This window comes from Paracoccus aminophilus JCM 7686 (assembly GCF_000444995.1).
GTDB classification, from domain to species: domain Bacteria; phylum Pseudomonadota; class Alphaproteobacteria; order Rhodobacterales; family Rhodobacteraceae; genus Paracoccus; species Paracoccus aminophilus.
The window spans coordinates 3,562,204-3,585,560 of sequence record NC_022041.1 but is presented as its reverse complement, the minus strand read 5'-3'; the positions used below and the strand labels follow the sequence as shown (position 1 = coordinate 3,585,560).

Annotated in this window: 22 protein-coding genes; 16 read left to right on the top strand and 6 right to left on the bottom strand. The window is 65.4% G+C overall.

The features are described from left to right. Positions 1-7: 7 nt before the first annotated feature. The 6 genes from JCM7686_RS17470 (at position 8) to JCM7686_RS17445 (ending at position 3,697) form a co-directional block, all read left to right on the top strand. Complete coding sequence (locus JCM7686_RS17470; protein ID WP_020952126.1) at positions 8-838, top strand: NAD-dependent epimerase/dehydratase family protein; 831 nt, start codon at positions 8-10, stop codon at positions 836-838. Between the two features lie 96 nt (positions 839-934). Then, the gene (locus JCM7686_RS17465; RefSeq protein ID WP_020952125.1) at positions 935-1,420 is read left to right on the top strand and encodes an anthrone oxygenase family protein; all 486 of its coding nucleotides are present in this window, start codon (positions 935-937) and stop codon (positions 1,418-1,420) included. A 33-nt stretch (positions 1,421-1,453) separates the two neighbouring features. Next, positions 1,454-1,909 (top strand): GAF domain-containing protein, encoded by a 456-nt coding sequence (locus JCM7686_RS17460; RefSeq protein WP_020952124.1) that lies wholly within the window; start codon positions 1,454-1,456, stop codon positions 1,907-1,909. Then, positions 1,887-2,327, top strand: a complete 441-nt coding sequence (locus JCM7686_RS17455; RefSeq protein WP_020952123.1) for a GFA family protein — start codon at positions 1,887-1,889, stop codon at positions 2,325-2,327. The genes JCM7686_RS17460 and JCM7686_RS17455 overlap by 23 nt, the downstream gene beginning before the upstream one ends. Positions 2,328-2,390: 63 nt before the next feature. After that, the gene (locus JCM7686_RS17450) at positions 2,391-3,017 is read left to right on the top strand and encodes a LysE family translocator (protein WP_020952122.1); all 627 of its coding nucleotides are present in this window, start codon (positions 2,391-2,393) and stop codon (positions 3,015-3,017) included. After that, positions 3,014-3,697 carry a pseudouridine synthase gene (locus tag JCM7686_RS17445; protein WP_020952121.1) on the top strand — a complete coding sequence of 228 codons (684 nt, stop codon included), beginning with the start codon at positions 3,014-3,016 and terminating at the stop codon, positions 3,695-3,697. Before JCM7686_RS17450 ends, JCM7686_RS17445 begins: the two co-directional genes overlap by 4 nt. Positions 3,698-3,700: 3 nt before the next feature. On the opposite strand, the gene truB is transcribed toward JCM7686_RS17445, so the two are convergent. The 3 genes from truB to rbfA are packed head-to-tail and all read right to left on the bottom strand — an operon-like array spanning position 3,701 to position 5,822. Continuing rightward, positions 3,701-4,594, bottom strand: coding sequence for a tRNA pseudouridine(55) synthase TruB (gene truB / locus JCM7686_RS17440; protein ID WP_020952120.1), 894 nt, complete (start codon positions 4,592-4,594; stop codon positions 3,701-3,703). Beyond that, entirely contained in the window at positions 4,595-5,353 is a 759-nt protein-coding gene (locus JCM7686_RS17435) for a phosphodiester glycosidase family protein (protein WP_020952119.1), read from the bottom strand. After that, the gene (gene rbfA, locus JCM7686_RS17430; RefSeq protein ID WP_020952117.1) at positions 5,343-5,822 is read right to left on the bottom strand and encodes a 30S ribosome-binding factor RbfA; all 480 of its coding nucleotides are present in this window, start codon (positions 5,820-5,822) and stop codon (positions 5,343-5,345) included. Before rbfA ends, JCM7686_RS17435 begins: the two co-directional genes overlap by 11 nt. A 73-nt stretch (positions 5,823-5,895) precedes the next feature. Here rbfA and dapB point away from each other — a divergent pair, with 73 nt between their 5' ends. Continuing rightward, complete coding sequence (gene dapB / locus JCM7686_RS17425) at positions 5,896-6,702, top strand: 4-hydroxy-tetrahydrodipicolinate reductase (RefSeq protein ID WP_041527441.1); 807 nt, start codon at positions 5,896-5,898, stop codon at positions 6,700-6,702. 35 nt (positions 6,703-6,737) lie between these two features. Then, positions 6,738-7,511 (top strand): class I SAM-dependent methyltransferase, encoded by a 774-nt coding sequence (locus tag JCM7686_RS17420; protein WP_020952116.1) that lies wholly within the window; start codon positions 6,738-6,740, stop codon positions 7,509-7,511. A 90-nt stretch (positions 7,512-7,601) separates the two neighbouring features. Here the strand turns inward: JCM7686_RS17420 and JCM7686_RS17415 are convergent, their stop codons facing one another. Beyond that, positions 7,602-8,849 carry a urate hydroxylase PuuD gene (locus JCM7686_RS17415; RefSeq protein ID WP_020952115.1) on the bottom strand — a complete coding sequence of 416 codons (1,248 nt, stop codon included), beginning with the start codon at positions 8,847-8,849 and terminating at the stop codon, positions 7,602-7,604. 174 nt (positions 8,850-9,023) lie between these two features. Continuing rightward, positions 9,024-10,361 carry an NCS2 family permease gene (locus JCM7686_RS17410; RefSeq protein ID WP_020952114.1) on the bottom strand — a complete coding sequence of 446 codons (1,338 nt, stop codon included), beginning with the start codon at positions 10,359-10,361 and terminating at the stop codon, positions 9,024-9,026. A 159-nt stretch (positions 10,362-10,520) separates the two neighbouring features. Between JCM7686_RS17410 and tsaE the strand changes: the two genes are divergently transcribed. Genes tsaE through trxA form a run of 5 tightly spaced genes read left to right on the top strand, consistent with a single transcriptional unit; the run spans position 10,521 to position 19,283 of the window. Continuing rightward, complete coding sequence (gene tsaE / locus JCM7686_RS17405) at positions 10,521-11,933, top strand: tRNA (adenosine(37)-N6)-threonylcarbamoyltransferase complex ATPase subunit type 1 TsaE (protein WP_236635855.1); 1,413 nt, start codon at positions 10,521-10,523, stop codon at positions 11,931-11,933. Continuing rightward, positions 11,897-12,592: a nucleotidyltransferase family protein gene (locus JCM7686_RS17400; RefSeq protein ID WP_020952112.1), complete on the top strand. Its 696-nt coding sequence runs from the start codon at positions 11,897-11,899 to the stop codon at positions 12,590-12,592. The genes tsaE and JCM7686_RS17400 overlap by 37 nt, the downstream gene beginning before the upstream one ends. Further along, positions 12,585-15,524 carry a double-strand break repair protein AddB gene (gene addB / locus JCM7686_RS17395; protein ID WP_020952111.1) on the top strand — a complete coding sequence of 980 codons (2,940 nt, stop codon included), beginning with the start codon at positions 12,585-12,587 and terminating at the stop codon, positions 15,522-15,524. Before JCM7686_RS17400 ends, addB begins: the two co-directional genes overlap by 8 nt. After that, positions 15,514-18,909 (top strand): double-strand break repair helicase AddA, encoded by a 3,396-nt coding sequence (gene addA / locus JCM7686_RS17390; protein ID WP_020952110.1) that lies wholly within the window; start codon positions 15,514-15,516, stop codon positions 18,907-18,909. The genes addB and addA overlap by 11 nt, the downstream gene beginning before the upstream one ends. Before the next feature lie 53 nt (positions 18,910-18,962). Next, the gene (gene trxA, locus JCM7686_RS17385; RefSeq protein ID WP_020952109.1) at positions 18,963-19,283 is read left to right on the top strand and encodes a thioredoxin; all 321 of its coding nucleotides are present in this window, start codon (positions 18,963-18,965) and stop codon (positions 19,281-19,283) included. Between the two features lie 66 nt (positions 19,284-19,349). On the opposite strand, the gene JCM7686_RS17380 is transcribed toward trxA, so the two are convergent. Continuing rightward, positions 19,350-20,252 carry a hypothetical protein gene (locus tag JCM7686_RS17380; protein WP_020952108.1) on the bottom strand — a complete coding sequence of 301 codons (903 nt, stop codon included), beginning with the start codon at positions 20,250-20,252 and terminating at the stop codon, positions 19,350-19,352. Between the two features lie 80 nt (positions 20,253-20,332). Between JCM7686_RS17380 and hslV the strand changes: the two genes are divergently transcribed. The 3 genes from hslV (at position 20,333) to hslU (ending at position 23,346) form a co-directional block, all read left to right on the top strand. After that, positions 20,333-20,890, top strand: a complete 558-nt coding sequence (gene hslV / locus JCM7686_RS17375; RefSeq protein ID WP_020952107.1) for an ATP-dependent protease subunit HslV — start codon at positions 20,333-20,335, stop codon at positions 20,888-20,890. Between the two features lie 78 nt (positions 20,891-20,968). Further along, the gene (locus JCM7686_RS17370) at positions 20,969-22,042 is read left to right on the top strand and encodes a hypothetical protein (protein WP_051201591.1); all 1,074 of its coding nucleotides are present in this window, start codon (positions 20,969-20,971) and stop codon (positions 22,040-22,042) included. After that, on the top strand, positions 22,039-23,346 hold the full coding sequence (gene hslU, locus JCM7686_RS17365) for an ATP-dependent protease ATPase subunit HslU (protein ID WP_020952105.1): 1,308 nt from the start codon (positions 22,039-22,041) through the stop codon (positions 23,344-23,346). Before JCM7686_RS17370 ends, hslU begins: the two co-directional genes overlap by 4 nt. The last annotated feature ends 11 nt before the right edge of the window (positions 23,347-23,357 follow it).

The window sequence follows — 23,357 nt, the reverse complement described above, 5'->3', positions numbered from 1 at the left end:
GCGCCGCATGAAGATTGTGATCACAGGGGCGAGCGGGCTCGTCGGGCGTTGGATCGTCAAGGCTGCGGAAGCGGCGGGCCATCAGGTCACGGCGCTGGCCCGTCCCGATTGGCATTTGGGCGACAGGCCCGATCTGCGCGGCCATGATGCGCTGATCCATGCCGCGTTCCAGCACGAGCCCGGGCGTTATCGCGGCGGCGAGGGCGATGATCCGAGCGCTTTCCTCCGCGCCAATCTCGACGGCTCGATCACGCTCTTCGAGGCCGCGCGCGAGGCCGGGCTTGCGCGGGTGCTGTTCCTCTCGACCCGCGCGGTCCATGACGGCCACCCCGAGGGCAGCCCCCTGCCCGATGATCTGGCCCCGCACCCGACCAGCCTTTACGGCGAGGTCAAATCCCGCGCCGAGGCCGCTTTGGCCGCGATGGCGCGCCCTGATTTCCGCACCGCTTCGCTGCGCCCGACCGGGGTTTTCGGCCCCGGCCAGCCGCAGAAATGGGCCGGGCTGATCGGAGATTTCCTGAACCTGCGCCCCACCCCATCGCGCGTCGCGACCGAGGTGCATGGCGCGGATCTGGCGGAAGCGGCGCTGCTGGTCTTGGGCGATCCCGCGATGGGCGGCAGCTATAACGTCAGCGATCTTGTGCTCGATCATCACGATTTGCTGGCGGGCGTTGCGGCGCTGACCGGCAGCCCGGCCCGCCCGCCGATGCGCGCCGATCCGACGCCGCTTCGCATCGCCCACTGCGACCGGCTGCATGCACTTGGCTGGGAGCCGCAGGGTCTTTTGCGGCTGCATGAGGATCTGCCGCAGATCATCGCCGAAAGCCGTCCGGCCTGATCCTCCGGCATATTCCCGCCGACCTATCAGGCTTTTCATTGTCCCTCCCCGGGAATCGCGCCAAACTCGCCGAAAAATAAACCGGGCAGTTCGATCATGCGGTTCTTCTTTCTCCTCTGCGCGCTATGGTTCGCGCTGATGGGCGGTTTCTTCTTTGCCTTCAGCGCGGCGGTGATGCCGGGCCTTGCCCTGATGCCGAAAGACAGCGGCATGTTGGCGATGCAATCGATCAACGGGGCGGTGACCAATGCCTATTTCGCGGTGGGCTTCTGGGGGGCGATGGCCTTTTCGGTGCTCGGGCTGATCGTCAGCTTCGTCCTACGCCCGAAGGGCTGGTTCTGGACCTTTCTCGCCAGCCTGATCTATCTGATCGGCGCTTTTCTGACGACGGTCTGGGGCAATGTTCCGGCCAATCGCGGGATTGCGGATCTGTCCCCGACCTCTCCGGCGGGGCTGAGCGCGTGGACCAGTTTCCAGCCGCATTGGATCCTTCTGAACGACATCCGCACGGCGGCGGCGGTTCTCGCGGCCTTCCTGATGCTCTTGCCGGTGATCTGGGCCGGCGGCGGCTCGCGCCGCTAGACGGCGCACGGGCGGCGCGGTAATCAAGGCGGCATGAGTGTGAATTATCCCGAACTGGCCGCCCGCATCGCAAGCCTGATCCATGGCGAGACCGACGAGGTCGCGCTGATGGCAACCGTTGCCTGCGAGTTGCATCACTCTGACGCGCGGTTCGATTGGACCGGCTTTTACCGCGTCGTCGGGCCAGAGCTGCTGAAGATCGGCCCCTATCAGGGCGGTCACGGCTGTCTGGTCATCCCGTTTTCGCGTGGTGTCTGTGGCGCGGCCGCCCGCACCGGCGAGACCCAGCTTGTCCCCGATGTCGATGCTTACCCGGGCCATATCGCCTGCGCCTCGAGCACCCGGTCTGAGCTGGTCATTCCGGTTTTCGGCGCCAATCGCCGCCTGATCGCGGTGCTGGATCTCGACAGCGACCAGCCGGATGCGTTTACTGAGGACGACGCCGACCGCTTGACGGAGATCCTCGATGCCACATTCGGACAGCTCTGAGACGACGCCTAATCTGACCGGCCATTGCCTGTGCGGCGCGGTGCGCTTTTCGGGGTGGCTTCACCCGACGGATACCGTGACCGGCTGTCATTGCAGCCAATGCCGCCGCTGGTCGGGGCATTACTGGGCGTCGGTCTCGGTCTTGGACATCGAGATCGAGGATGATGGCCAATTGCGCTGGTATCGCGCCTCGGATCAGGCGAGCCGCGGCTTTTGCACGACCTGCGGCAGTTCGATGTTCTGGAAAGCCGATCAGGACGATGAGCAGCGCGTTGCGGTCTCTGCGGCGGCGGTCGAGGTCGCGGGCGGCGCGCTTGACCAGCCCACGGGGCTGAAACTCTCCCGCCATATCTATGTCGCCGACAAGGGCGATTACTACGAGATCACCGACGGCGTCCGCCAGGACCAGCAAGAGTAGCGCTCTGGTCTAAGGCCCGGGATCGCGGTAAGGCGGATTGAAACCCCCAAAGGACCGCCGCCGATGATCTGGGACACGATCTCGAATATCCCCCTCCAGCAGCTTCTGGCCTTCATGGCGGGGGCCTTGGTGCTGAATTTCGTGCCCGGTCAGGATGTGTTTTTCGCGAGCGCCTGCGGGATCCAAAGCGGCCCGCGCGCGGGTGCTTTGGCGGGCTTCGGTGTCGGGCTTGGCGTGATGGTGCATCTGGTGCTGGCGACGATTGGGCTTGGCGCGCTGGTTGCCGCCCATCCCGAGGCGCTGACCGCGGTCAAATATATCGGCGCGGCCTATCTGCTGTGGCTGGCGTGGAAAAGCTGGACGGCGGGCGAGGTCGATCCCTCGGCGCGCGGGGCCTCGCGGAGCTGGAACATCATCCGGCGCGGGATGCTCTCGAACCTCCTGAACCCCAAACCGGTGCTGTTTTTGCTGGCCTTTTTGCCGCAATTCACCCGCCCCGAATATGGCCCGATCTGGCAGCAGATCTTTGGCCTTGGCCTGATGTTCGTCCTCAGCGGCACCATCGTCACCATGGGCTATGGCGTGGTCGCGGGCTATGCCGGGCAGGTCTTTGGCAAGCGCATGGGCATCATCAACAAGATCGCGGCCTTCATGTTCGCGGGCCTTGCGCTGCGGCTGGTCGCGAAATGAGCGCGCCCGATCACATCCCCTCGGCGACGCCCGGCTACACCTATGATCCGCCGATGGAGCCGCCGCGCATCATCTATGCCGATCACGAGATCCTCGTGGTGGACAAGCAATCCGGCCTTCTGTCCGTGCCCGGAAAGGACGCCGACCGGCAGGATTGCCTGATCAACCGGCTGCGCGGCATCTATCCCGAGGTGTTGCTGGTGCATCGGCTGGATCAGGACACCTCGGGCGTGATGATCTTTGCGCTGACGCCCCATGCGCAGCGCCATCTCGGGCTGCAATTCGAAAAGCGCCAGACCAAGAAGACCTATATCGCGCGGCTTGAGGGGCGGCTGTCGCCCGCGACCGGGCGGGTCGATCTGCCGTTGATCGTCGATTGGCCGAACCGACCGAAGCAGATGGTCGATCTCGAAAACGGTCGCCCGGCCCAGACCGATTGGCGCGTCATCCGCGCCACCGACACCGAGACCCGCGTGCGGTTGTCGCCGATCACCGGGCGCAGCCACCAGCTGCGGGTCCATATGCTGTCGCTCGGCCATCCGATCCTGGGCGACCCGCTTTATGCCGAGGGCCCGGCGCGGGACGATTACCCGCGCCTGATGCTTCATGCCGAAAGCCTGCGCGTCCGCCACCCGGATGGCGGCGTTGCGCAAAGCTTTACCGCACCGGTGCCCTTCTAGGGCCTAGAGGTTGAAAACCCGCGAGGGCTGAACCTCGCCGCCCATGTAATTGCCGATACAGAGCGGGCGGCCCTGACGGCTGACCCAGACCTCGGTCCCGAATTCGGCGTGGCCGGTCACCTGCCCGGGATTCCCGTTCAGAATGCGGATCTCGCCCATTTCGGTGGCGTGCAGCTCGGGCAGCTCGGTCAGCGCGGATTGAAGCGGCAGCAGCGCGGCCTCGAGCTCGGCCTGATTGGCGCGGTCGATCTTGTCGAAGGCGATGCCAGCGGCGGCCTCGAACGGGCCGGACCAGATCCGGCGCAGCACGAGCACGTGGCCAAGGCAGCCAAGCGCGCGCCCGAGATCGCGGGCAATGGCGCGGACATAGCCGCCCTTGCCGCAGACCATGCGCAGATCGGCCTGCCCCTCGCGCAGAGCGGTCAGCTCCAGCGATTCGACCCAAAGCGGACGGGCGGCGAGCTCGACCTCTTCGCCCTCACGGGCAAGATCATAGGCGCGCTCGCCATCGACCTTCACGGCAGAGACGCGCGGCGGCACTTGCATGATATCGCCGATAAACGCGGGCAAAGCGGCGCGGATCGCCTCTTCGCTCGGACGGGCTTCGGATGTCTTGATCACCGCGCCCGAGGCATCATCCGACGAGGTCTCTGCCCCCCAGACGACGGTGAAATCGTAGCATTTCAGAGCTTCGGTCAAATATGGCACGGTCTTGGTGGCCTCGCCCAGAGCGATCGCCAGAACGCCGGTCGCATCGGGATCGAGCGTGCCCGCATGCCCCGCCTTCTTGGCGTCGAGCGCCCACCGCACCTTGCCAACCACATCGGTCGAGCCGACCCCTGCGGGCTTGTCGATGACCAGCCAGCCCGAAATGTCGCGTCCCTTTTTGCGTGCCATTTATTCGCTTTTTCCTGTCAGGCCGATGATCGGCCCCATCTTGCGGCCGAAATCCGACCGGTTCAGCTCTGGCGCATAAAGCCGGCTGATCGATCCGTCAAAGTAAAGCGCATCACGCGCGCCGAGCTCGTCGCGGAAGAGCCGTCCGAATTCGTGGAAGGTCACCGCGCGGTCCGAAATCGCGAACCAGGCCGTCTTGCCATCGGGCGAGACGCCGACGCCGTTGCGGATATAGCGGCTGTCGGAATCGGGCAGAAAGCGCGGGTGCAGCTTGCCGTCGATGACCAGCATCGGGCCGGATTGGGTCGCCAGACGACAGGCGGGCTCTGCTTTGGCGAAGGCGCGGCTTTCGATCACCTGAAACGGGCGCTTGCCGCCGGTGCAGAAGACGCCATTCGGCAGCATCCCGAAATTGCCGCCGCCGCCTGCGGTGACGAGATCGGCTTCGGTCGCGCCATCGGCCTTGAACAGACCGACCGGCTTGTAATCGGGGTGATACATGCCCGCATTCATCGCAAAGGCCAAAGCCTCGCCGGGCGCGAGCGTGCCGCGCACCGCGCCGAAACTGCCAAGCGTGCGGCCCTGCGCATCATTCAGCCACAGCCGCAGATCAGGCTCTTGCGCGGCCTCGACCGTGCAGATCGCATAGCTTTGGCCGTCAAAATCGCGCTTTTCGCAAAGCCCGGCCACGGCGGGCAGGGTCATGGCGATCAGCGCGCCGAAGGCCAGCCCGAGGCGGCGCTTGAGATCAAGCCTCATTGCCACGCGGATCGCGGTCGTCGGTCTCGTCACCATCCCGGTCGAGATCATCGTCATCCAGATCATCTTCATCCGGGGCCTCGACATCGCGGCGCACGCGCTCGTCGGCGAAGAGGCGGCGGGTGTCGTCCATCCGGTCGAAGGTCTCGTCCAGAATGAAGCGCAGGTCGGGCGCGTATTTCAGCGTCATCGCCTTGGCGATATGATGCCGCAGCTCGCGCGTGTTGCGCCGCAGCGCCTTGAGCGCATCCTGCGCGTCATGCCCGCCAAGCGGCATCACATAGACCGTCGCGACCTTGAGGTCAGGCGAGGCCGAGACCTCCCCCACCGTGATCGAGTGGCGGTTGAGATCGGGGTCATGCACTTCTGCGCGCAGAAGGACATCCGAAAGGGTGCGGCGGATCAATTCACCCACGCGAAGCTGACGCTGCGAGGGGCCGGATCCTGAATGAAAGCGGTTCTGTGCCATGTGTCCACATCTAGGGGGTCGCGGGCTTGCTCGCAACGGGCTAGAGAGGGGGGAAACGTCAGAGGATGCCAAAATGGACAAGCCGGGAATTGTCATCACGGGTGCATCGGGCCGGATGGGCCGGATGCTGATCGCGCAGGTTCTGGACTCTGACAAGATGGCGCTGGTCGGCGCGCTCGAGCGTCCGGGCAGCGAATGGGTCGGGCGCGACGTGGGTGAGCTGGTCGGCCGCCCCGCCACCGGGGTGCTGGTCAGCGACGATCCGGTCGCGACCATTGCCAAGGCGCAGGCGGTGATCGACTTCACCACGCCCGAGGCGACGCTGGCCTTTGCCGAGCTCGCCGCGCAAGCCCGCGCCGTCCATGTCATCGGCACGACCGGCTTTGACGCGGACCAGATCGCGCGGCTCAAACCCGCCGCGCGTCACGCGCCGATCATCCGCGCCGGTAACATGAGCCTTGGCGTCAACCTTCTGACGGCGCTGGCACGCAAGGTCGCGGCGGCGCTGGACGAGGATTGGGACATCGAAGTGGTCGAGGCCCATCACCGCCACAAGGTCGATGCGCCCTCGGGCACCGCTTTGATGCTGGGCGCGGCTGCGGCGGAAGGACGGGGCGAGACGCTCGAGACGCTGCGCACCCCCGCCCGCGAAGGCATCACCGGCGCGCGGACCCGCGGCACGATCGGCTTTTCGGCAATCCGTGGCGGCGATGTCGTCGGCGAGCATGATCTGATTTTCGCAGCCGATGGCGAGCGCGTGGTGCTGCGCCATCTCGCGACCGACCGCCGCATCTTTGCCCGAGGCGCGCTGAAAGCCGCGCTTTGGGGGCAGGACAAGGGGCCGGGCGAATATGACATGATGGATGTGCTCGGCCTCTGAGACGCGGTCGGACCATCTCCAAACCGGAGGATGAGATGAGCGAAATCCACCTAAGCGCCGCCAAGGGCTATGCGGGCGCGGCCGGAAACTATGTCGCGGGCCGGCCCGATTATCCCGTCGAGGTCGGCGACTGGCTGCGCGATAGTTTGAAGCTTGGGCCGGGGCGGCAGGTGCTCGATCTGGGCGCGGGCACCGGGAAATTCCTGCCCCGCCTTGTCGCGACCGGCGCCACGATCACGGCGGTCGAGCCGGTGGCTGCGATGCGGGCTGAAATCGAGGCCCGCTTTCCGACCGTGACCGCGCTGGCCGGAACCGCCGAGGCGATCCCTTTGCCCGATGCGAGCCTTGACGCCGTGGTCTGCGCGCAGGCCTTTCACTGGTTCGCCCATCCCGCAGCGGTCGCCGAGATCCTGCGCGTGCTGCGCCCCGGCGGGCGGCTGGGGCTGATCTGGAACGGGCGCGACGAAAGCGTCGGTTGGGTCGCGACCCTGTCGCAGATCACCGACGCGCGCGAGGGCAATACGCCGCGCTACAAATCCGGCAAATGGCGCGAGGTCGTGCCGACGCCCGAACTGCCTCTGATCGACACGCGCGAGGCGCGCAATTTTCACCGGGGCACGGCGGAGCAGGTCATCCTTGAACGCACCCGCTCGACCAGCTTCATCGCGGCGCTGCCCGCGTCAGAGCGCGATGAGGTGCTGGACGAGGTCCGCGCGCTGATCGCCGCCACGCCCGAGCTTGCTGGGCAGGCCGAGGTCGCCTTTCCCTATGTGACCTCGATGTTCACCTTCGAGAAGGTCGCGGTCTAAACCACCGTCCCGCGCCGAGACATGGAAAAGCCCCCTCTGGCGCAACCGGAGGGGGCTTTTTCGGATCTGGCCGAAATCGAGAGACCGCGCTCAGTTGAAGGCGAGGCTTTTCGGCGCGGCGCGATACCAATCGACGATTGCCTGACGCTCTTGCGGCTCCATGAACGAGACATTCGCGGGCGGCATGGCATGGGTCACACCGGCCTGAATATAGATCTCGCGCGCGGCCCGGGTGATGTCGTCGGGCGTCTCCAGCAACACGCCCTTCGGCGCGGTGTGGATGCCGTCATAAGACGGCTCGCGCGCGTGGCACATCGAGCAGCGGCCCATGACCGCGCTCGAGGCGGCATCCCAGCCGGGGGTGGCGATCATCGCCTGCTGGGTGGCGGTCAGAGGACGGGCCTCTGACTGCTCGACGGTTTCGCGCAGCATCGGCGCGGTCGAAAGCCACATGATCGCGACAAAGAGCATCGCCGTCGCGCCCCAGCACCACCACAGATTGCCCTTGCCCGCATGCATCGAGTTGAAGAAATGCCGGATGGTGACGCCCATCAGGAAGACCAGCGCGGCGATGATCCAGTTATACTCGGTCGCGAAGGCCAGCGGGTAATGGTTCGACAGCATCAGGAAGACGACCGGCAGCGTCAGATAGTTGTTATGGGTCGAGCGCAGCTTGGCAATCTTGCCATATTTCGGGTCCGGCGTGCGTCCGGCTTTCAGATCCGCCACCACGATGCGCTGGTTCGGCATGATGATGAAGAAGACGTTGGCCGTCATGATCGTCGCGGTGAAGGCACCCAGATGCAGCATGACCGCGCGGCCAGTGAAGACCTGATTATAGGCCCAGCCCATGACCACCAAGAGCACGAAGAGCAGCAGCATCAGAAGCGTCGGCTTTTCGCCAAGCGGCGATTTGCACAGGTTATTATAGACGATCCAGCCAACCGAGAGCGAACCAGCCGAGATCAGGATCGCTTGCCAGGGCAGCAGCTCCATCTTGGCGGGGTCGATCAGAAAGAGTTCGGACCCGGCCCAATAGGTGACCATCAGAAGCGCAGCTCCCGAGATCCAGGTCATATAGCTTTCCCATTTGAACCAGATCAGGTGATCGGGCATGCGCTCGGGGGCGACCAGATATTTCTGGATGTGGTAAAACCCACCGCCATGGACCTGCCATTCCTCGCCATGCGCGCCCACGGGAAGCCCCGGAGCTTTGCGCAGGCCAAGGTCAAGGGCGACGAAGTAGAAGGACGAGCCGATCCAGGCGATGGCTGTGACGACATGGGTCCAGCGGATGGCAAAGGCCAACCAGTCCCATATAATGGCAAAATCGCTCATATGCTTCCTCCGGATTTGACATCACGAATAGAGCAGGGCTGGCCCGGCGAGTATATATAAAGTGGCCGGTACTATCTTAAGCGTAGATTGAAAATCTGCACCGATCGTCCGGTGCCAATATCGTCTGGCAAGACGGGGCCAAGCGCGGCCCCGTCCGGTTTTGGGCGAAGCGCCTCAGCCTTCGGGGAAGGCGGCGAAGCGGATCACGAACAAAGCGGCGATCAGCCAGGTCGCGGCATGGACCTCCCGCGCGCGGCCGGTCAGCAGCTTGATGATCGCATAGCTGATGAAGCCGAAGGCCAGACCGTTGGCGATCGAATAGGTGAAGGGCATCATCAGCGCAGTGAGCACAGCCGGAGCCGCCTCGGTGATGCTGTCCCATTCCACATCCGAAAACTCGCGCATCATCAGACCAGCGACGAAGAGCAGCGCCGGCGCCGTTGCATAGGCCGGAACCGAGCCCGCCAGCGGCGAGAAGAACATCGCCAGCAGGAAGAGCACGGCGACGGTGACGGCGGTCAGGCCGGTGCGACCGCCCGCAGCCACGCCCGCGGCGCTTTCGACATAGGCCGTGGTCGAGGAGGTCCCGATCAGCGAACCCGCGACGATGGCGGTCGAATCGGCCATGAGCGCGCGGCTCAGGCCCGGATTGTCCTGAACCGGACCGTCTTTCAGCAGGCCTGCGCGTTTGGCCACGCCGACCAGCGTGCCGGTTGCGTCGAAGATCTCGACCAGCACCAGAACCAGCACGACATGGAAGAGGCTGGTCAGCGCCGCGCCAATCCCGCCGGTTTCATGGCCTTTCGACAGCGCGCCGAAAATATCGAGCTGCAGGAAGGTCGGGGCGATCGAGGGCGGCGCCGAGAAGATGCCGCCGAACTTGTTGATGCCAATCAGCATCGACACGATCGTGATCACCAAGATCCCGATCAGGATCGCGCCGCGCACCTTCAGCGCATGAAGCGCCGCGATGATGAAGAGCCCGACAATGGCCAGGATCGCCGGAGCCTGGGTCATGTCGCCCAGACCGACCAGCGTCGCCGGGTTCGCCACGACGATGCCCGCGTTTTTCAGCGCGATCAGGCCAAGGAACATGCCGATACCGGCGGCCACGGCGCTGCGCATCGAGTGCGGAATCCCCTCGATCAGCCAGCGGCGCACGCCGGTGACCGACAGAATCAGGAAGATCACGCCCGAGATGAAGACCATCCCCAGCGCCTGCTGCCATGTGTAGCCCATGCCCAGCACGACGCCATAGGCGAAGAAGGCGTTCAGCCCCATGCCCGGCGCCATGCCGATCGGCCAATTGGCCCAAAGCCCCATGACCAGCGAGCCAAGGGCCGCCGCGATACAGGTCGCGACAAAGACCGCGCCGTGATCCATGCCCGCTTCGGACAGGATCAATGGGTTGACGAAGATAATATAGGCCATGGTCAGGAAGGTAGTGATCCCGGCCACGACTTCGGTTCTGACGTTTGTCCCGTTTTCTCTGAGCTTGAAGAAGTTTTCCATCCCTGCTCCTGCTTACGCATATTGGTTATGCTGACAATTTGCCATGCAGGGACTATTCATACAACTTATGACGGGACAGGTTTTCTCGTTTCGGTAGAAACAGTTTCATTAAAACGACATATGACGCTCCTTTCGACACTCCATGATGTGGACGAGGCCATGACCTCGACACTGGCCCATGTTTTCGCCGCGATCCTGTCGCCGGGCGATACGCTGGCGTTGCGCGGGCAGGTTGGCTCGGGCAAGACCCATTTCGCGCGGGCCTTCATCCGGGCGCGTCAGGGCGATTTCGCCGAAGACGTGCCCAGCCCGACCTTCACGCTGGTCCAGACCTATCCCGATCCGATGGGCACCGAGATCTGGCACGCCGATCTCTATCGGCTCGGCGATATTGGCGAGCTGGTCGAGCTGGGGCTGGAGGACGCCATGCCCGAGGCGATCACGCTGATCGAATGGCCGGAAAAAGGCGGCGATCTGCCGGGCGCGCTTAGCCTGATGATCGAGCCCGAGGCCGAGGACCCCGACCTGCGCCGGATCACCCTGACCGGAGACCCGGTGCGCTGGGGCATGGTCCCGCGTCTGGTCGAGATGGCGAAGCTGCTGCACCGCGCGGGCTGGGACGAGGCGCGGATCGTACCTCTGGCGGGTGATGCCTCGGCCCGGCGCTATTTCCGCCTGACCGATCGCGACCGCCGCGCGGTCCTGATGGACGCGGCTCCCGGATCCTGCGGCGCCTATGTCGGCATGACGCAATGGCTGCGCCACCGCGACTTCGGCGCGCCCGAGATCCTCGCCACCAACGAGCCGGAGGGGCTGCTGCTGCTGGAGGATCTGGGCGACGATCTGGTCGCGCGCGTGCTCGAAGACAATCCTGCGCTGGGGCCGGAGATCTATGCCCGCCTGACCGCTTTGCTCGTCGATCTGCACAGCTATGCCCCGCCTGACCACTTGCTGCGCCTCGACGGCGAAGAGCTCGCGCGTCAGGTCGGCCTGTTCGCGGAATGGTATCCCGCCGCCGCCGGAGCGCCCGGCAAGGGCACGGATGTGGCCGAGGCGCTGCTCGCGCTTCACGTGAAACTATGCGCCGATGTCGCCCCGGTTCTCGGCCTGCGCGACTTCCACGCCGAGAATGTGATCTGGCGTGGCGCGGCGCCGCTGGGCCTGCTCGACTTTCAGGACGCGGTCATCACCCATCCCGCTTATGATCTGGTCTCGGGGCTGCAAGATGCGCGCCGCGACATCCCGGCCGAGATCGAAGAGGCTGAAATCGCGCATTATATCGCGACGAGCGGCAGCGACCCCGAGCGGTTCCGTGCCGCCTATGCCCTGCTGGGCGCGCAGCGTAGCCTGCGCATCATGGGGATTTTCACCCGGCTGTGCCTGCGCGACGGCAAGCCGCGCTATCTGGCCTTCATGCCGCGGGTCTGGCAGATGATCCGTCGCAACCTCGCCCATCCGGCGCTGGGCCCGCTGGCCGCCGCACTCGGCGGCATCCCCGAGCCCACCTCAGAGATCATCGAAAGGATCGCCCGCCAATGTCCCACACTGACAACGACGCGCCCCGCAAGCTGATGCTCTTTGCCGCCGGGAAGGGCACGCGCATGGCGCCCCTGACCGACCGGATGCCGAAGCCGCTGATCAAGGTCGGGCGGCGCACCTTGCTGGACCGGGCGCTCGATCTCGCGCGGGAAGGCGGGGCTGAGACCATCGTCGTCAACACCCATTACCTTGGCGATCAGATCGCCGACCACCTCCAGGGGCGCGAGGTGCTGATTTCGGACGAAAGCGAGGCGCTGCTGGAAACCGGCGGTGGCCTGAAAAAGGCGCTGCCTTTGCTGGGCGACGGGCCTGTGATCACAATCAATCCCGATGTGGTCTGGACCGGCCCCAACCCCATCGCGGGCCTGCGCGCCGCATGGGATCCGGCGCGGATGGACGCACTGTTGATGCTGATCCCGCTTCATGCCGCGCGGGGCCGGATCGGCTCCGGGGATTTCTCGCTCGATGCCGAGGGCCGGATCTTGCGCAAGGGCGAGCTCGTCTATGGCGGCGCGCAGATCATCAAGACCGAGCGCCTCGCCGAAATTGGCGCCGAGGCCTTTTCGCTCAACCGGCTTTGGGATCTGATGATCGCCGACAGCCGCGCCTTCGGCCTGATCCATCGCGGCAATTGGTGCGATGTCGGCCGCCCGGATTGCATCTCGAAAGCCGAGGAAATGCTTTATGGCTGAGTGGCAGCCGGGCGTCTTTGCCCTGCCCTGTGGCGTCGATTTCGCCGGAGCCCTCGCCGATGGGCTGATCGAGCGCATGGCGGGTCGCCCGCCCGAGGCGATGGCGCGGGTGACGGTCTATCTCAACTCGGGCCGCACGCTGACCGAATTGCGCGAGGCTTTCCTGACCCGAGGCCCGCGCTTTCTGCCGCAGATGCGGCTGGTCACCCAGCTTGGCGGCGGCGCGGCGACCGCGCGGCTGGCGCGGCGGCTTGAGCTCGGCCAGACCATCGACCGGTTCGTCAAGCTCCAGCCCGATCTCGCGCGCGGCCAGTCGGTGCCGGAACTCGCAGCCTCGCTGGCCGATCTCATGGCGGAAATGCAGCTTGAGGGGCTGACGGTCGAGGATCTGACCAAGATCGACGCTTCGGACCATGCCCAGCATTGGGCGCGCTCGCTCGAATTTCTGAAGATCGCCGCCAATTTCTACATGGCCGAGCCCGCGCAGGACAGCGAAGCCCGGCTGCGTCAGGCCGGAGAGGCGATGGCGCGCGACTGGGCTGAGGGCCGGAACCTGCCCGCCGATCCGGTCGTGGTCGCGGGCTCGACCGGCTCGCATGGCGCGACGCGGGATTTCATGATGGCGGTCGCGCGATTGGACAAGGGCGCGGTGGTGCTGCCGGGCTATGACCCGTGGCAATCCTCCTCGGTCTGGAAGACGCTCGACGCCCGGGCCGAGGATCACCCGCAGGCCCGTCACGCCCCGTTCATCGCCGAATTCGGCGAGCCGCAGCCTTGGACGCTCAGCCATCAGGCGCCGGACCCGGCGCGCAACCGGCTGATGTCGCTGGCCTTGCGCCCTGCCCCGGTCACCGATCAATGGATCGCCGAAGGCCCGGGTCTCGGCGATCTCATCCCCGCGACCGAGGGCCTGACCCTTATCGAAGCCGAGCAGCCCGGCGAAGAGGCCGAGGCGATTGCGCTGATCATGCGCGAAGCCGCTGAAGAGGGCCGCGAGTTGACGCTTTTGTCCCCCGATCGCGGGCTCTTGCGGCGTGTGACCTCGGCGCTGGATCGTTGGAGCATCATTCCCGATGACAGCTCGGGCCGCCCGCTGGCGCTGACCTCGCCGGGGCTCTTCTTGCGCCATGTTGCTGCGCTTTTCGGCCAGCCGCTGACCGTCGATGCCCTGCTGGTGATCCTGAAACATCCGCTCTCGCATTCCGGCGCGGGCCGCGAGACCCGGCGCGAGCATCAGCGCCTGACCCGCGATCTCGAGCTCGAGTTGCGCCGCCACGGCCCCGCCTTCCCGGATGCCGAATTCATGCGCCGCTGGGGCTCGAAACGTGACGAAACCCGGCGCGACTGGGCCGAATGGCTCGCCCAGACGATGGAGCGGCTCGCCCCTCTGGCCGAGGATCGCCGCCCGCGCCCGCTGACCCAGCGGCTTGCCGATCTGGAGGCTTTGGCCAATGAGCTGGCGGCGGGTCCGGGCGGCGCGCCCGAGGCCTCCGAGCTCTGGAAAGAGCGTCCCGGCGAGGCGGCCAAGGCGCTCCTGGGCCATCTCAACACCCATGCCCATCTCGGCCATGACATGCGCCCCGGTGAGTTCGCCGATTTCCTGATGCGCGAGATGAACCTGCAAAGCGTCCGCCTCGACGCGATCACCAACCATCTGATCCATTTCCGCGGCCCGCGCGAGGCAAGGACCGAGAAATCGCCGCTCCTGATCTTGGCCGGGCTGAATGAGGGCAGCTGGCCGCAGGCGCTCGACCCCGATCCGTGGCTGTCGCGGCCGATGCGGCTTGCGGCGGGGCTGACTTTGCCGGAACGCCGGATCGGGCTTTCGGCGCATGACTTCCAGCAGGCCGTCGCCGCGCCCCGCGTGATCTTGACGCGCGCCCGCCGCGATGCCGAGGCCGAGACGATCCCCTCGCGCTGGCTGAACCGTCTGGTGAACCTCTTGGGCGGCCTGCCTGCGCAAAACGGCAAAGAGGCGCTTGCGGCGATGCGCCAACGCGGCCAGCTCTGGCTCGATCTCGCCGAGCTGCAGGGCCGCCCGCGCCTGAAGATCGCGCCCGCCGAGCGCCCCTCGCCGATCCCACCCTTCCCGGCGCTCAGCCAGATGTCGGTGACCGAGGTCAAGACCCTGATCCGCGACCCCTATGCGGTCTATGCGCGCCGCGTATTGGGCCTGAACCGCCTGCCCCCGCTGCGCGCCGAGCCCGATCCGGCCGAGCGCGGCACGGTGCTGCACGGCATCGTGCAGGGCTTTTTGCTGGCGCGTGGCGCGGACACCAGCCCCGAAGCATTGAAAGCGGTGCTGCTCAGGAAAGCCGATGAGGTGCTTGAAGCCAAGGTGCCCTGGCCCTCGGCGCGGCTGTTCTGGCGGGCGCGGATTGCGCGGATCGCCGATCAGCTGGTGCGCGACGAATCCGAGCGGCTCGCCTCGGGTAGTCTGCCCTTGGTGGTCGAAAGCCGGGGCAAAGCGATGCTGCCCGATTTCGATTTCGCGCTGACTGCGCAGCCCGACCGCATCGACGTTCTGCCCGATGGGCGGGCGCAGATCTATGACTACAAATCCGGCAAACCGCCGACCGACAAGCAGATCGCCCATTTCGATAAGCAGCTGCCACTCGAAGCCGCGATGGCCGAGCGCGGTGCCTTTGAAAAGCTGGGCCAGACCGAGGTCGCGGGCATCAGCTATATCCAGCTTGGCGGCGAGGGCCGCACCGAAAGCCGCGACTTTCCCTTTGGTTTCGCCGACCGAACTTGGTCTGGTTTCGCCGAGCTGATCGGGAAATATCTGCGCGGCGAGCGTGGCTTTACCGCCCGGCTTGCGATGGAACAATCGGTCCACGGCAGCGATTATGACCATCTGTCGCGCATGGGCGAATGGGCTCCGACCGAGGCGGCGAGCCCGATGAAAATTGGTGATCACAATGATGGATGAGGCGACGCTGGCGCAGGTCCGGGCCGCCGATCCGGGGCGCTCGACCTGGCTGACGGCGAATGCGGGCTCGGGCAAGACGCGGGTGCTGACCGACCGGGTGGCGCGGCTTTTGCTGGCCGGGACCGCGCCGGAGCGCATTCTCTGCCTGACCTATACCAAGGCCGCCGCGACCGAGATGCAGAACCGTCTGCTCAAGCGTCTCGGCGAATGGGCGATGCTGCCCGAGCCCAAGCTGATCGAGGCTTTGGCCGCTTTGGGCGAGACGACCGAACCCGACCTGCCCGCCGCGCGCCGTCTGTTTGCCCGCGCGATCGAGACGCCGGGCGGGCTGCGCGTGCAGACGATCCACAGCTTCTGCGCGGGTGTTTTGCGGCGTTTTCCGTTGGAAGCGGGCGTGCCGCATGGCTTTTCCGAACTCGACGACCGCACCGCCGCGCTGATCCGCTCGGAAATCATCGAAGAGATGGCGCAGGACAACGCGCCCGAATTGCAGGATCTGCTCGCGCTGCATTCCGGCGACCGCATTGACGGATTTCTGGCCGGTCTCAAGGGCTTTGACGCGCACCCCGACGAGGCCGAGGTCTGGATCATGGCGGATTTGCCGCCCGGCTATTCCTGGGCCGATCTGCGCAGCGATGTCTTTCCGGGCGGGCGCGCAGATGTGATCACAAATATCATCCCGGCGCTTTCGGGCAGCGGGGCCAATGACAGCAAGGCAGCGGCAAAGCTGGCAGCGGGCGATTGGGCCCAGCCCGGCATGGCCGAGGTCGCGCTGCTGGAAGGCGTGCTTTTGACCGGCTCGGGCGCGAAAGAGCCCTTCACCGCCAAGATCGGCTCTTTCCCGACCAAGGGGCTGCAAAGCGGTGCCTGCGCGCCCTTCATGGACGATCTGAACAATCTGATGGCGCGGGTCGAGGGCGCGCGCGCCAAGCGGCTCGCCTTGGCCCATGCCGAAAAGACGCTGGCTTTGCAGCGGTTCGGTCATGCGTTTTCGCAGAAATACGAGGCGGCCAAACGCGCGTCGGGTTGGCTCGATTTTGACGATCTCATCGGTAAGACGGCGGCGCTGTTGTCGGAAAGCTCGATGGCGCAATGGGTGCTCTTCCGGCTGGATGGCGGCATCGACCATATCCTTGTCGACGAGGCGCAGGACACCAGCCCCGAGCAATGGCAGGTGATCCAGCGGCTGACCGACGAATTCACCTCGGGCGAGGGCGCGCGGCCCGATGACGTGCGCACGCTTTTCGTCGTGGGCGATCCGAAACAATCGATCTATTCGTTCCAGGGCGCCGATATCGCGGTGTTCGAAGAACGCCGTCAGGGCTTTGCCGAGGCTTTTGCCGCCGTCGAGCGCCCGATGCAGGTGCTGGAACTGCGTCATTCCTTCCGCTCGTCGACCGCGATCCTCTCGGTGGTGGATGCGGTTTTCGCGGGCGAGGCCGCGCGCGGCTTGGGCGATCCACCCCGGCATATCGCATTCCGCACCGCTCTGCCCGGGCGCGTCGATCTGTGGCCCGCGATCCCGAAGCCCGAAGTGCCCGAGGTTGGGGACTGGACCGATCCGGTTGATCAGGCGGTTGAGAATTCCGAGATCTCGGAGCTGGCCCGCGCGATTGCCGAAGGCATCGCTGACATTCTGGGACAGCCGATTTATGACGCAAAGAACAACAAGATACGGCGTGCTCGCGCAGGTGATATACTAATTCTTGTTCAAAGACGCTCAGATTTGTTTGGCGAGATCATAGGGGCACTAAAAGCCGCGCGTCTGCCGGTGGCCGGGGCGGATCGGCTCAAGCTCGCGGCAGAACTTGCGGTGATGGACATCCAATCCGTGCTCTCGGTCGTGGCGACGCCCGAAGACGATCTGGCCTTGGCCGAAGCCCTGCGCTCGCCGCTGTTTGGGCTGAGCGAGGATGAGCTTTACCGTCTCTCCTCCGGACGCGAGGGCAAGGCTTATCTCTGGCAAAGGTTGCGCGAATCCGAACGTCATCGCGGCGCGTTCGAGGTGCTGTTCGATCTGATGGGCCAGACCGGCTTCATGCGGCCCTATGATCTGATTTCGCGGCTTCTGATCCGCCACAACGGGCGCGAAAAGCTGATTTCTCGGCTGGGTGTCGAGGCCGAGGACGGGATCGACGAGCTGCTGTCGCAGGCGCTGATCTATGAAATGTCGGAAGTGCCCTCGCTCACCGGATTTCTGGTCTGGCTCGAGGGCGATGATGTCGAGGTCAAACGTCAGGCGGGCTCGGCCAGCGAAGAGGGCGAGGGGCTGATCCGGGTGATGACGGTGCATGGCTCGAAAGGGCTTGAAGCGCCGATCGTCATTCTGCCCGACGCCGCCAAGCGCCGCCCGCCGCAAGAGGCGGCGGTGATGCGGATGCCGGGCGCGGCGCCGGTCTGGCGCGGGCGCAAGGATGAACGCCCCGCCCAGATCGCCGAGCTGGCCGCCGCCCAAACCGAGCGCCAAATGCTCGAACGCAAGCGGCTGCTCTATGTCGGGCTGACGCGCGCGGAAAGCTGGCTGATCGTGGCGGCGGCGGGTGAAACCGGCGCGGGCGAGGACAGCTGGCACGCGCAGGTGGCCGCGGGGCTGTCGCGGGTCGAGGGCCTGCACCGCTGCACCCTGCCCGGCCCGACCGGCGGCGAGATCCTGCGCTTTTCCCACGGCGATTGGCCCGAAGACGCGCCGCAGACCGAAGATCGCCCCATACATGAGATCGCCGAGCCGGACTGGCTGCGCCGTCCCGCGAAGCTCTATCCCCGCCCGGCGCGTCCGGTTGCAGCGACGGGGCTGGGCGGCGCCAAGGTGATCGGCAAGCCCACCGATTACGAAGGCGATGCCGAGGCGGCGATGTTGGCCGGTACGCGGCTTCACCTGCTGCTGGAACATCTGCCCGATCTCGATCCCGAAGACTGGCCGCAGGTCGCGCGCGATGTTCTGGCCGATGCCGAGGGCGGGCTGCCTGATGATGCCACGCTGGCCGATCTGCTGGCCGAGGCCGCCGAGGTGATCTCGGCCCCCGATCTCGGCGCGGTCTTCGATCTGCCCGCCGGGGCCGAGGTTCTGCGCGAGGTGGCTCTGGTCGGCGAGTTGCCGGGTTTGGGCGTGATCAGCGGCGCGATCGACCGGCTGATCGTGCTGCCCGACCGCGTGTTGGCGGTCGATTTCAAATCGAACCGCGAGATCCCCGACCGGCCCGAAGCAACTCCGCTTGGCATTTTGCGCCAGCTTGCGGCCTATCGCACGGCGCTGGCGCAGATCTATCCGGGGCGTGCGGTCGAGGCGGCGGTTTTGTGGACAAGGGCGCGCCGAATGGATGTGATCGCCGAGGCGCTGCTTGATGAAGCGCTGGTCGGACTTGACCCGAGCCTGTTCGCCACCTAGCTCTTGGAACAGAGAGAATGTCCGGCAGGGCCGGACGCGAACAGGAGATCCCCATGGCTACGCAAGCCGTTACCGACGCAAGCTTCGACGCCGAAGTGAAGCAGTCGCCCGTTCCCGTCGTCGTCGATTTCTGGGCGGAATGGTGCGGCCCCTGCCGTATGATCGGCCCGTCGCTGGAAGAGCTTGCCGCTGAATATGGCGACAAGGTCAAGATCGTGAAGGTCAATGTTGACGAAAACCCGGAAAGCCCGGCGGCGCTTGGCGTTCGCGGCATCCCGGCGCTGTTCCTCTTCAAGGACGGCGAAGTTGTCTCGAACAAGATCGGCGCCGCGCCGAAAGCCGCGCTGAAAGCCTGGATCGACGACGCGATCTGAGCATCGCGCGGATGAGCAGGCCGCCTGAGGATTGGGCGGTTTGAGAAGAGATCGAAGGGGCGGCGGTCAGATTGGCCAGCCGCCTCTTTTCATGGCCGCGCGGATCTGGTCCTGCGCATCGGGCGCGGTCGCATTGATCGCCATGCGGCGCAGAAACCAGAAGAGATAGCGCTCAAAATCGGGCTTGAGCGACGGCGCGCGGGCCAGAGCCTCTTGCGCGCCAAGCTCGGCGACATTGAGCGCGATATGGTGGAAATCCGACTGGCCGAAGAGAACGGCGGGCTTTTTCAGCAAGAAGCCCTCGAAGGCAACGGCGCTGTTCTGGGTCGCGACAAAGCTGCAGCCCGGCAGTAGCTTCTGGGTGTCGCCGCCAATTTGCAGGTTCGGATAGCGCGCCGCGAGCTCTTGCAAGGCGCTGCGGTCGGCGGCGGAATAGCTTTCATTGGGATGGAAGGTCGCCACTGCCGCGCGCCCGCTTGCCGCCACGGTCTCGACCATCTCAAGCGGGCTCATGGTCTGGAACGAGCGACAGCTGCGGATCCGGCCCTGAAGCGGGATCAGGATATAATTTTCACGCGCGGGCTTTGTCTCGGGCATGACCCGGGCGCGGAGCCGCTCGACAAAGGCGCGCGCCTCGACCGGGGGGATCGTGTCAGGAACGAAGGGGGTTTCCGCGACATGGAAGCGCCAGCGCTGCTGATGGGGCTCGATCTGCCAGAACGGGTAGAAATAGGCTTTGCGAAAGCTGAGCGCGCGCTCATGCGTCGGGGCTTCGGTGTGAAAAAGCGCATAGCCCGGCAGGCTTGGCGCGGCGTCACGCGCCGCCGCTCCGGTCTCGCACCAGTCGATCTGCCAGCCCTTCGCTTCAACCGCGGCGCGCAGCTGGTTGAGAAAATTGAAGGACCCCGCCCGCGCCGTTTTCAGCATCGGAGGCTCGAGGTAGACGCGCAGGAGGTTTGCTTCACTCATGGGGCGAAGCTTAGAGGCTCTGGATGGGTTGCGAAACCCTGCCCGCGCTCATATTTCACCTGCAACGAAGGAGTTAAGCGATGGCGGATGACAAGTTTCCCGGCTGGCACGGCACCACTATTCTGGCGGTGCGGCGCAATGGTCAGGTGGTCGTGGCCGGTGACGGTCAGGTCAGCGTCGGTCCGACGGTCATGAAGGGCACGGCGCGCAAGGTGCGTCGGCTGTCGCCGGGCGGGCGCGATGTGGTCGTGGGCTTTGCCGGATCGACGGCGGATGCGTTCACGCTGCTCGAGCGGCTGGAAAAGAAGCTCGAGGCGGCTCCGGGTCAGATGGCGCGGGCCTGTGTCGAGCTGGCCAAGGATTGGCGCACCGACAAATATCTGCGCAATCTCGAGGCCATGCTGATCGTCACCGATGGCGTCGATATTTTCGTCGTGACCGGCGCGGGCGACGTGCTGGAGCCGGAACATGATGTTGCCGCAATCGGCTCGGGCGGGAATTTCGCTTTGGCGGCGGCGCGTGGCTTGATGGAGGGCGAGGGCGATGCCGAGACCATCGCGCGCAAGGCGATGAAGATCGCGGCCGATATCTGCGTCTATACCAACGGCAATCTGACCGTCGAGATTCTCGGGCGCTGATGGGGCGCTGATGGGGGCTCTGCCCCCGTCCTGCGGACTCCCCCGGGATATTTGTTCATGAAAGACAGGGCGAGCGGGATGGCTGATCTGAGCGGGGACGATCTCAAGGCGGCGGTGGCGGCGGGGATCGTGAGTGAAGCGCAAGCGGCCTCGATCCAGGCTTTGGCCGCGCAACGGCTGGCCGGGCGGCCTGCGCCGGATGATGAGGCGTTCGAGCTCTTTCGCGGCTTTGCCGAGATTTTCATCACTGCGGGTCTTTTGATCCTGATGGCGGGCTTGATGGGGCTGGCATCGGCGGCTGGGGATTCCTTGGCCTTTTGCCTGATCGGCGTGGTTTTGAGCATCGGCTTTGCTCGTTATTTCACCGTGCGGCGGCGGATGGTTCTGCCCTCGATCGTGCTGGTTTCGGCTTTTGCCCTGTCGGTCATGGGCGCGATACTGGCGCTGTTGCTGGAGAAGACCGGCTTTGGCAGCGATTTGCAGCGGCTGGAGCTGTTGGCCGGGGGCGGGATGCTTTTGGCTCTGGTCGGCTGGTATTGGTGGTTCCGCCTGCCCTTCACCATGTTTCTCATCGGTCTGGCCGGGCTGTTTCTGGGGGTGGCGCTGATTGCGCCTTATGATCTGATCTCGCTGACCACCGCGCAGAGCCCGGCGGAGCTGTTGAGCCTGACCGGCGGCTCTCGGCTGGGGCTGGCGACGCTGGTTGTCGGTCTGGTCGCGGCGCTTGGCGGGATCTGGTTTGATACGCGCGATCCTTACCGGCTGGGGCGGGCTTCGGCTTCGGCCTTCTGGCTGCATCTGATTGCCGCGCCCGCGATCATGAACACCCTGGGGCAAACCGCGATGGCGCTGGAGGGGCCGGGGCGGCTTTTGGCCATGGCTTTGGTTCTGGCGGTGATGACGGTCTTTGCCCTGATCATCGACCGGCGCAGCTTTCTGACAGCCGGGCTTGGCTATCTCGTCTGGCTGATCTGGACGCTGGCTTATCGCAATGGCGCCGGGCTCGACTGGCCCATGGTGCTTGTTCTTATCGGCGGTGCGGTCACCGCTTTGGGGGCGTGGTGGGTGCCGCTGCGTGCGGTGCTGATGCGCGCCCTGCCTGACTTTCCGGGCAAGGACCGCCTGCCTCCCTATGCAAAAGGTGCATTATGACCGACCTGACCCCACGCGAAATCGTCAGCGAGCTTGACCGTTTCATCATCGGCCAGAAGGATGCCAAGCGTGCGGTTGCCGTCGCTTTGCGCAACCGCTGGCGCAGGAAGCAATTGGGCGATGATCTGCGCGATGAGGTTTATCCCAAGAACATCCTGATGATCGGGCCGACCGGCGTCGGCAAGACCGAGATCTCGCGCCGTTTGGCCAAGCTGGCGCGTGCGCCCTTCCTCAAGGTCGAGGCCACGAAATTCACCGAAGTCGGCTATGTCGGTCGCGATGTCGAGCAGATCATCCGCGATCTGACCGATGCCGCGATCGTGGAGACCCGCGAGCGGATGCGCGAGGAGGTCAAGGCCAAGGCCTATCAGGCCGCTGAGGACCGCGTCGTGGCCATTCTCGCGGGCGAGAATGCGCGTGAGCAGACCCGCGATCTGTTCCGCGACAAGCTCAAGCGGGGCGAGCTCGACAACACGGTGATCGAGCTTGAGGTTCAGGACAATTCGAACCCCTTCGGCATGGCTGAGATCCCGGGTCAGCCTCCGGGCGCGATGGGCGGCATGATGGATCTGTCGGGGCTGATGAAGGCCTTTGGTGGGCGTCGTGTGCGCCGCAAGGTCACGGTGTCCGAAAGCTATGAGCTGCTGATCTCGGAAGAGGCCGACAAGCTTCTGGATGACGAGGTGGTCAAGGCCGCGGCGCTGGAATCGGTCCAGCAAAACGGCATCGTCTTTATCGACGAGATCGACAAGGTTGCCGCGCGTGCCGATGTCCGGGGCGGCGATGTCAGCCGCGAGGGTGTGCAACGCGATCTTCTGCCGCTGATCGAAGGCACCACGGTCTCGACGAAATACGGTCCGGTGAAGACCGACCATATCCTGTTCATCGCCTCGGGCGCCTTCCATATCTCGAAGCCCTCGGATCTGCTGCCCGAGCTTCAGGGCCGTCTGCCGATCCGGGTCGAGCTGCGCGCTTTGACCGAAGAGGATTTCGTTCGCATCCTCTCGGAGACCGACAATGCGTTGACCCGGCAATATACCGCGCTGATGGCGACCGAGGGCGTGACCGTGGCCTTTACCCCCGACGGAATCGCGGCCTTGGCGCGGATCGCGGCCGAGGTGAACTCGTCGATCGAAAACATCGGCGCGCGTCGCCTCTACACCGTGATCGAGCGGGTCTTCGAAGAGCTGTCCTTTGCCGCGCCTGACCGCAGCGGCGAGCATGTCGAGGTCAATGCAGCCTTCGTCGAAAAGCATCTGGGCGATCTGTCGCGCTCGACCGACTTGTCGCGTTACGTCCTGTAAGGTCGGGCTTT

What these genes read in the sequence shown, in the direction of transcription:
- rbfA (WP_020952117.1), bottom strand. Translation starts at nt 5,822, where the DNA reads ATGGCACAGAACCGCTTTCATTCAGGATCCGGCCCCTCGCAGCGTCAG.
- hslV (WP_020952107.1), top strand. Translation starts at nt 20,333, where the DNA reads ATGGCGGATGACAAGTTTCCCGGCTGGCACGGCACCACTATTCTGGCG.
- tsaE (WP_236635855.1), top strand. Translation starts at nt 10,521, where the DNA reads ATGACCTCGACACTGGCCCATGTTTTCGCCGCGATCCTGTCGCCGGGC.
- addB (WP_020952111.1), top strand. Translation starts at nt 12,585, where the DNA reads ATGGCTGAGTGGCAGCCGGGCGTCTTTGCCCTGCCCTGTGGCGTCGAT.
- JCM7686_RS17400 (WP_020952112.1), top strand. Translation starts at nt 11,897, where the DNA reads ATGTCCCACACTGACAACGACGCGCCCCGCAAGCTGATGCTCTTTGCC.
- JCM7686_RS17420 (WP_020952116.1), top strand. Translation starts at nt 6,738, where the DNA reads ATGAGCGAAATCCACCTAAGCGCCGCCAAGGGCTATGCGGGCGCGGCC.
- JCM7686_RS17415 (WP_020952115.1), bottom strand. Translation starts at nt 8,849, where the DNA reads ATGAGCGATTTTGCCATTATATGGGACTGGTTGGCCTTTGCCATCCGC.
- JCM7686_RS17470 (WP_020952126.1), top strand. Translation starts at nt 8, where the DNA reads ATGAAGATTGTGATCACAGGGGCGAGCGGGCTCGTCGGGCGTTGGATC.
- JCM7686_RS17465 (WP_020952125.1), top strand. Translation starts at nt 935, where the DNA reads ATGCGGTTCTTCTTTCTCCTCTGCGCGCTATGGTTCGCGCTGATGGGC.
- truB (WP_020952120.1), bottom strand. Translation starts at nt 4,594, where the DNA reads ATGGCACGCAAAAAGGGACGCGACATTTCGGGCTGGCTGGTCATCGAC.
- addA (WP_020952110.1), top strand. Translation starts at nt 15,514, where the DNA reads ATGATGGATGAGGCGACGCTGGCGCAGGTCCGGGCCGCCGATCCGGGG.
- JCM7686_RS17380 (WP_020952108.1), bottom strand. Translation starts at nt 20,252, where the DNA reads ATGAGTGAAGCAAACCTCCTGCGCGTCTACCTCGAGCCTCCGATGCTG.
- hslU (WP_020952105.1), top strand. Translation starts at nt 22,039, where the DNA reads ATGACCGACCTGACCCCACGCGAAATCGTCAGCGAGCTTGACCGTTTC.
- JCM7686_RS17410 (WP_020952114.1), bottom strand. Translation starts at nt 10,361, where the DNA reads ATGGAAAACTTCTTCAAGCTCAGAGAAAACGGGACAAACGTCAGAACC.
- JCM7686_RS17435 (WP_020952119.1), bottom strand. Translation starts at nt 5,353, where the DNA reads ATGAGGCTTGATCTCAAGCGCCGCCTCGGGCTGGCCTTCGGCGCGCTG.
- JCM7686_RS17455 (WP_020952123.1), top strand. Translation starts at nt 1,887, where the DNA reads ATGCCACATTCGGACAGCTCTGAGACGACGCCTAATCTGACCGGCCAT.
- JCM7686_RS17460 (WP_020952124.1), top strand. Translation starts at nt 1,454, where the DNA reads ATGAGTGTGAATTATCCCGAACTGGCCGCCCGCATCGCAAGCCTGATC.
- JCM7686_RS17370 (WP_051201591.1), top strand. Translation starts at nt 20,969, where the DNA reads ATGGCTGATCTGAGCGGGGACGATCTCAAGGCGGCGGTGGCGGCGGGG.
- dapB (WP_041527441.1), top strand. Translation starts at nt 5,896, where the DNA reads ATGGACAAGCCGGGAATTGTCATCACGGGTGCATCGGGCCGGATGGGC.
- trxA (WP_020952109.1), top strand. Translation starts at nt 18,963, where the DNA reads ATGGCTACGCAAGCCGTTACCGACGCAAGCTTCGACGCCGAAGTGAAG.
- JCM7686_RS17450 (WP_020952122.1), top strand. Translation starts at nt 2,391, where the DNA reads ATGATCTGGGACACGATCTCGAATATCCCCCTCCAGCAGCTTCTGGCC.
- JCM7686_RS17445 (WP_020952121.1), top strand. Translation starts at nt 3,014, where the DNA reads ATGAGCGCGCCCGATCACATCCCCTCGGCGACGCCCGGCTACACCTAT.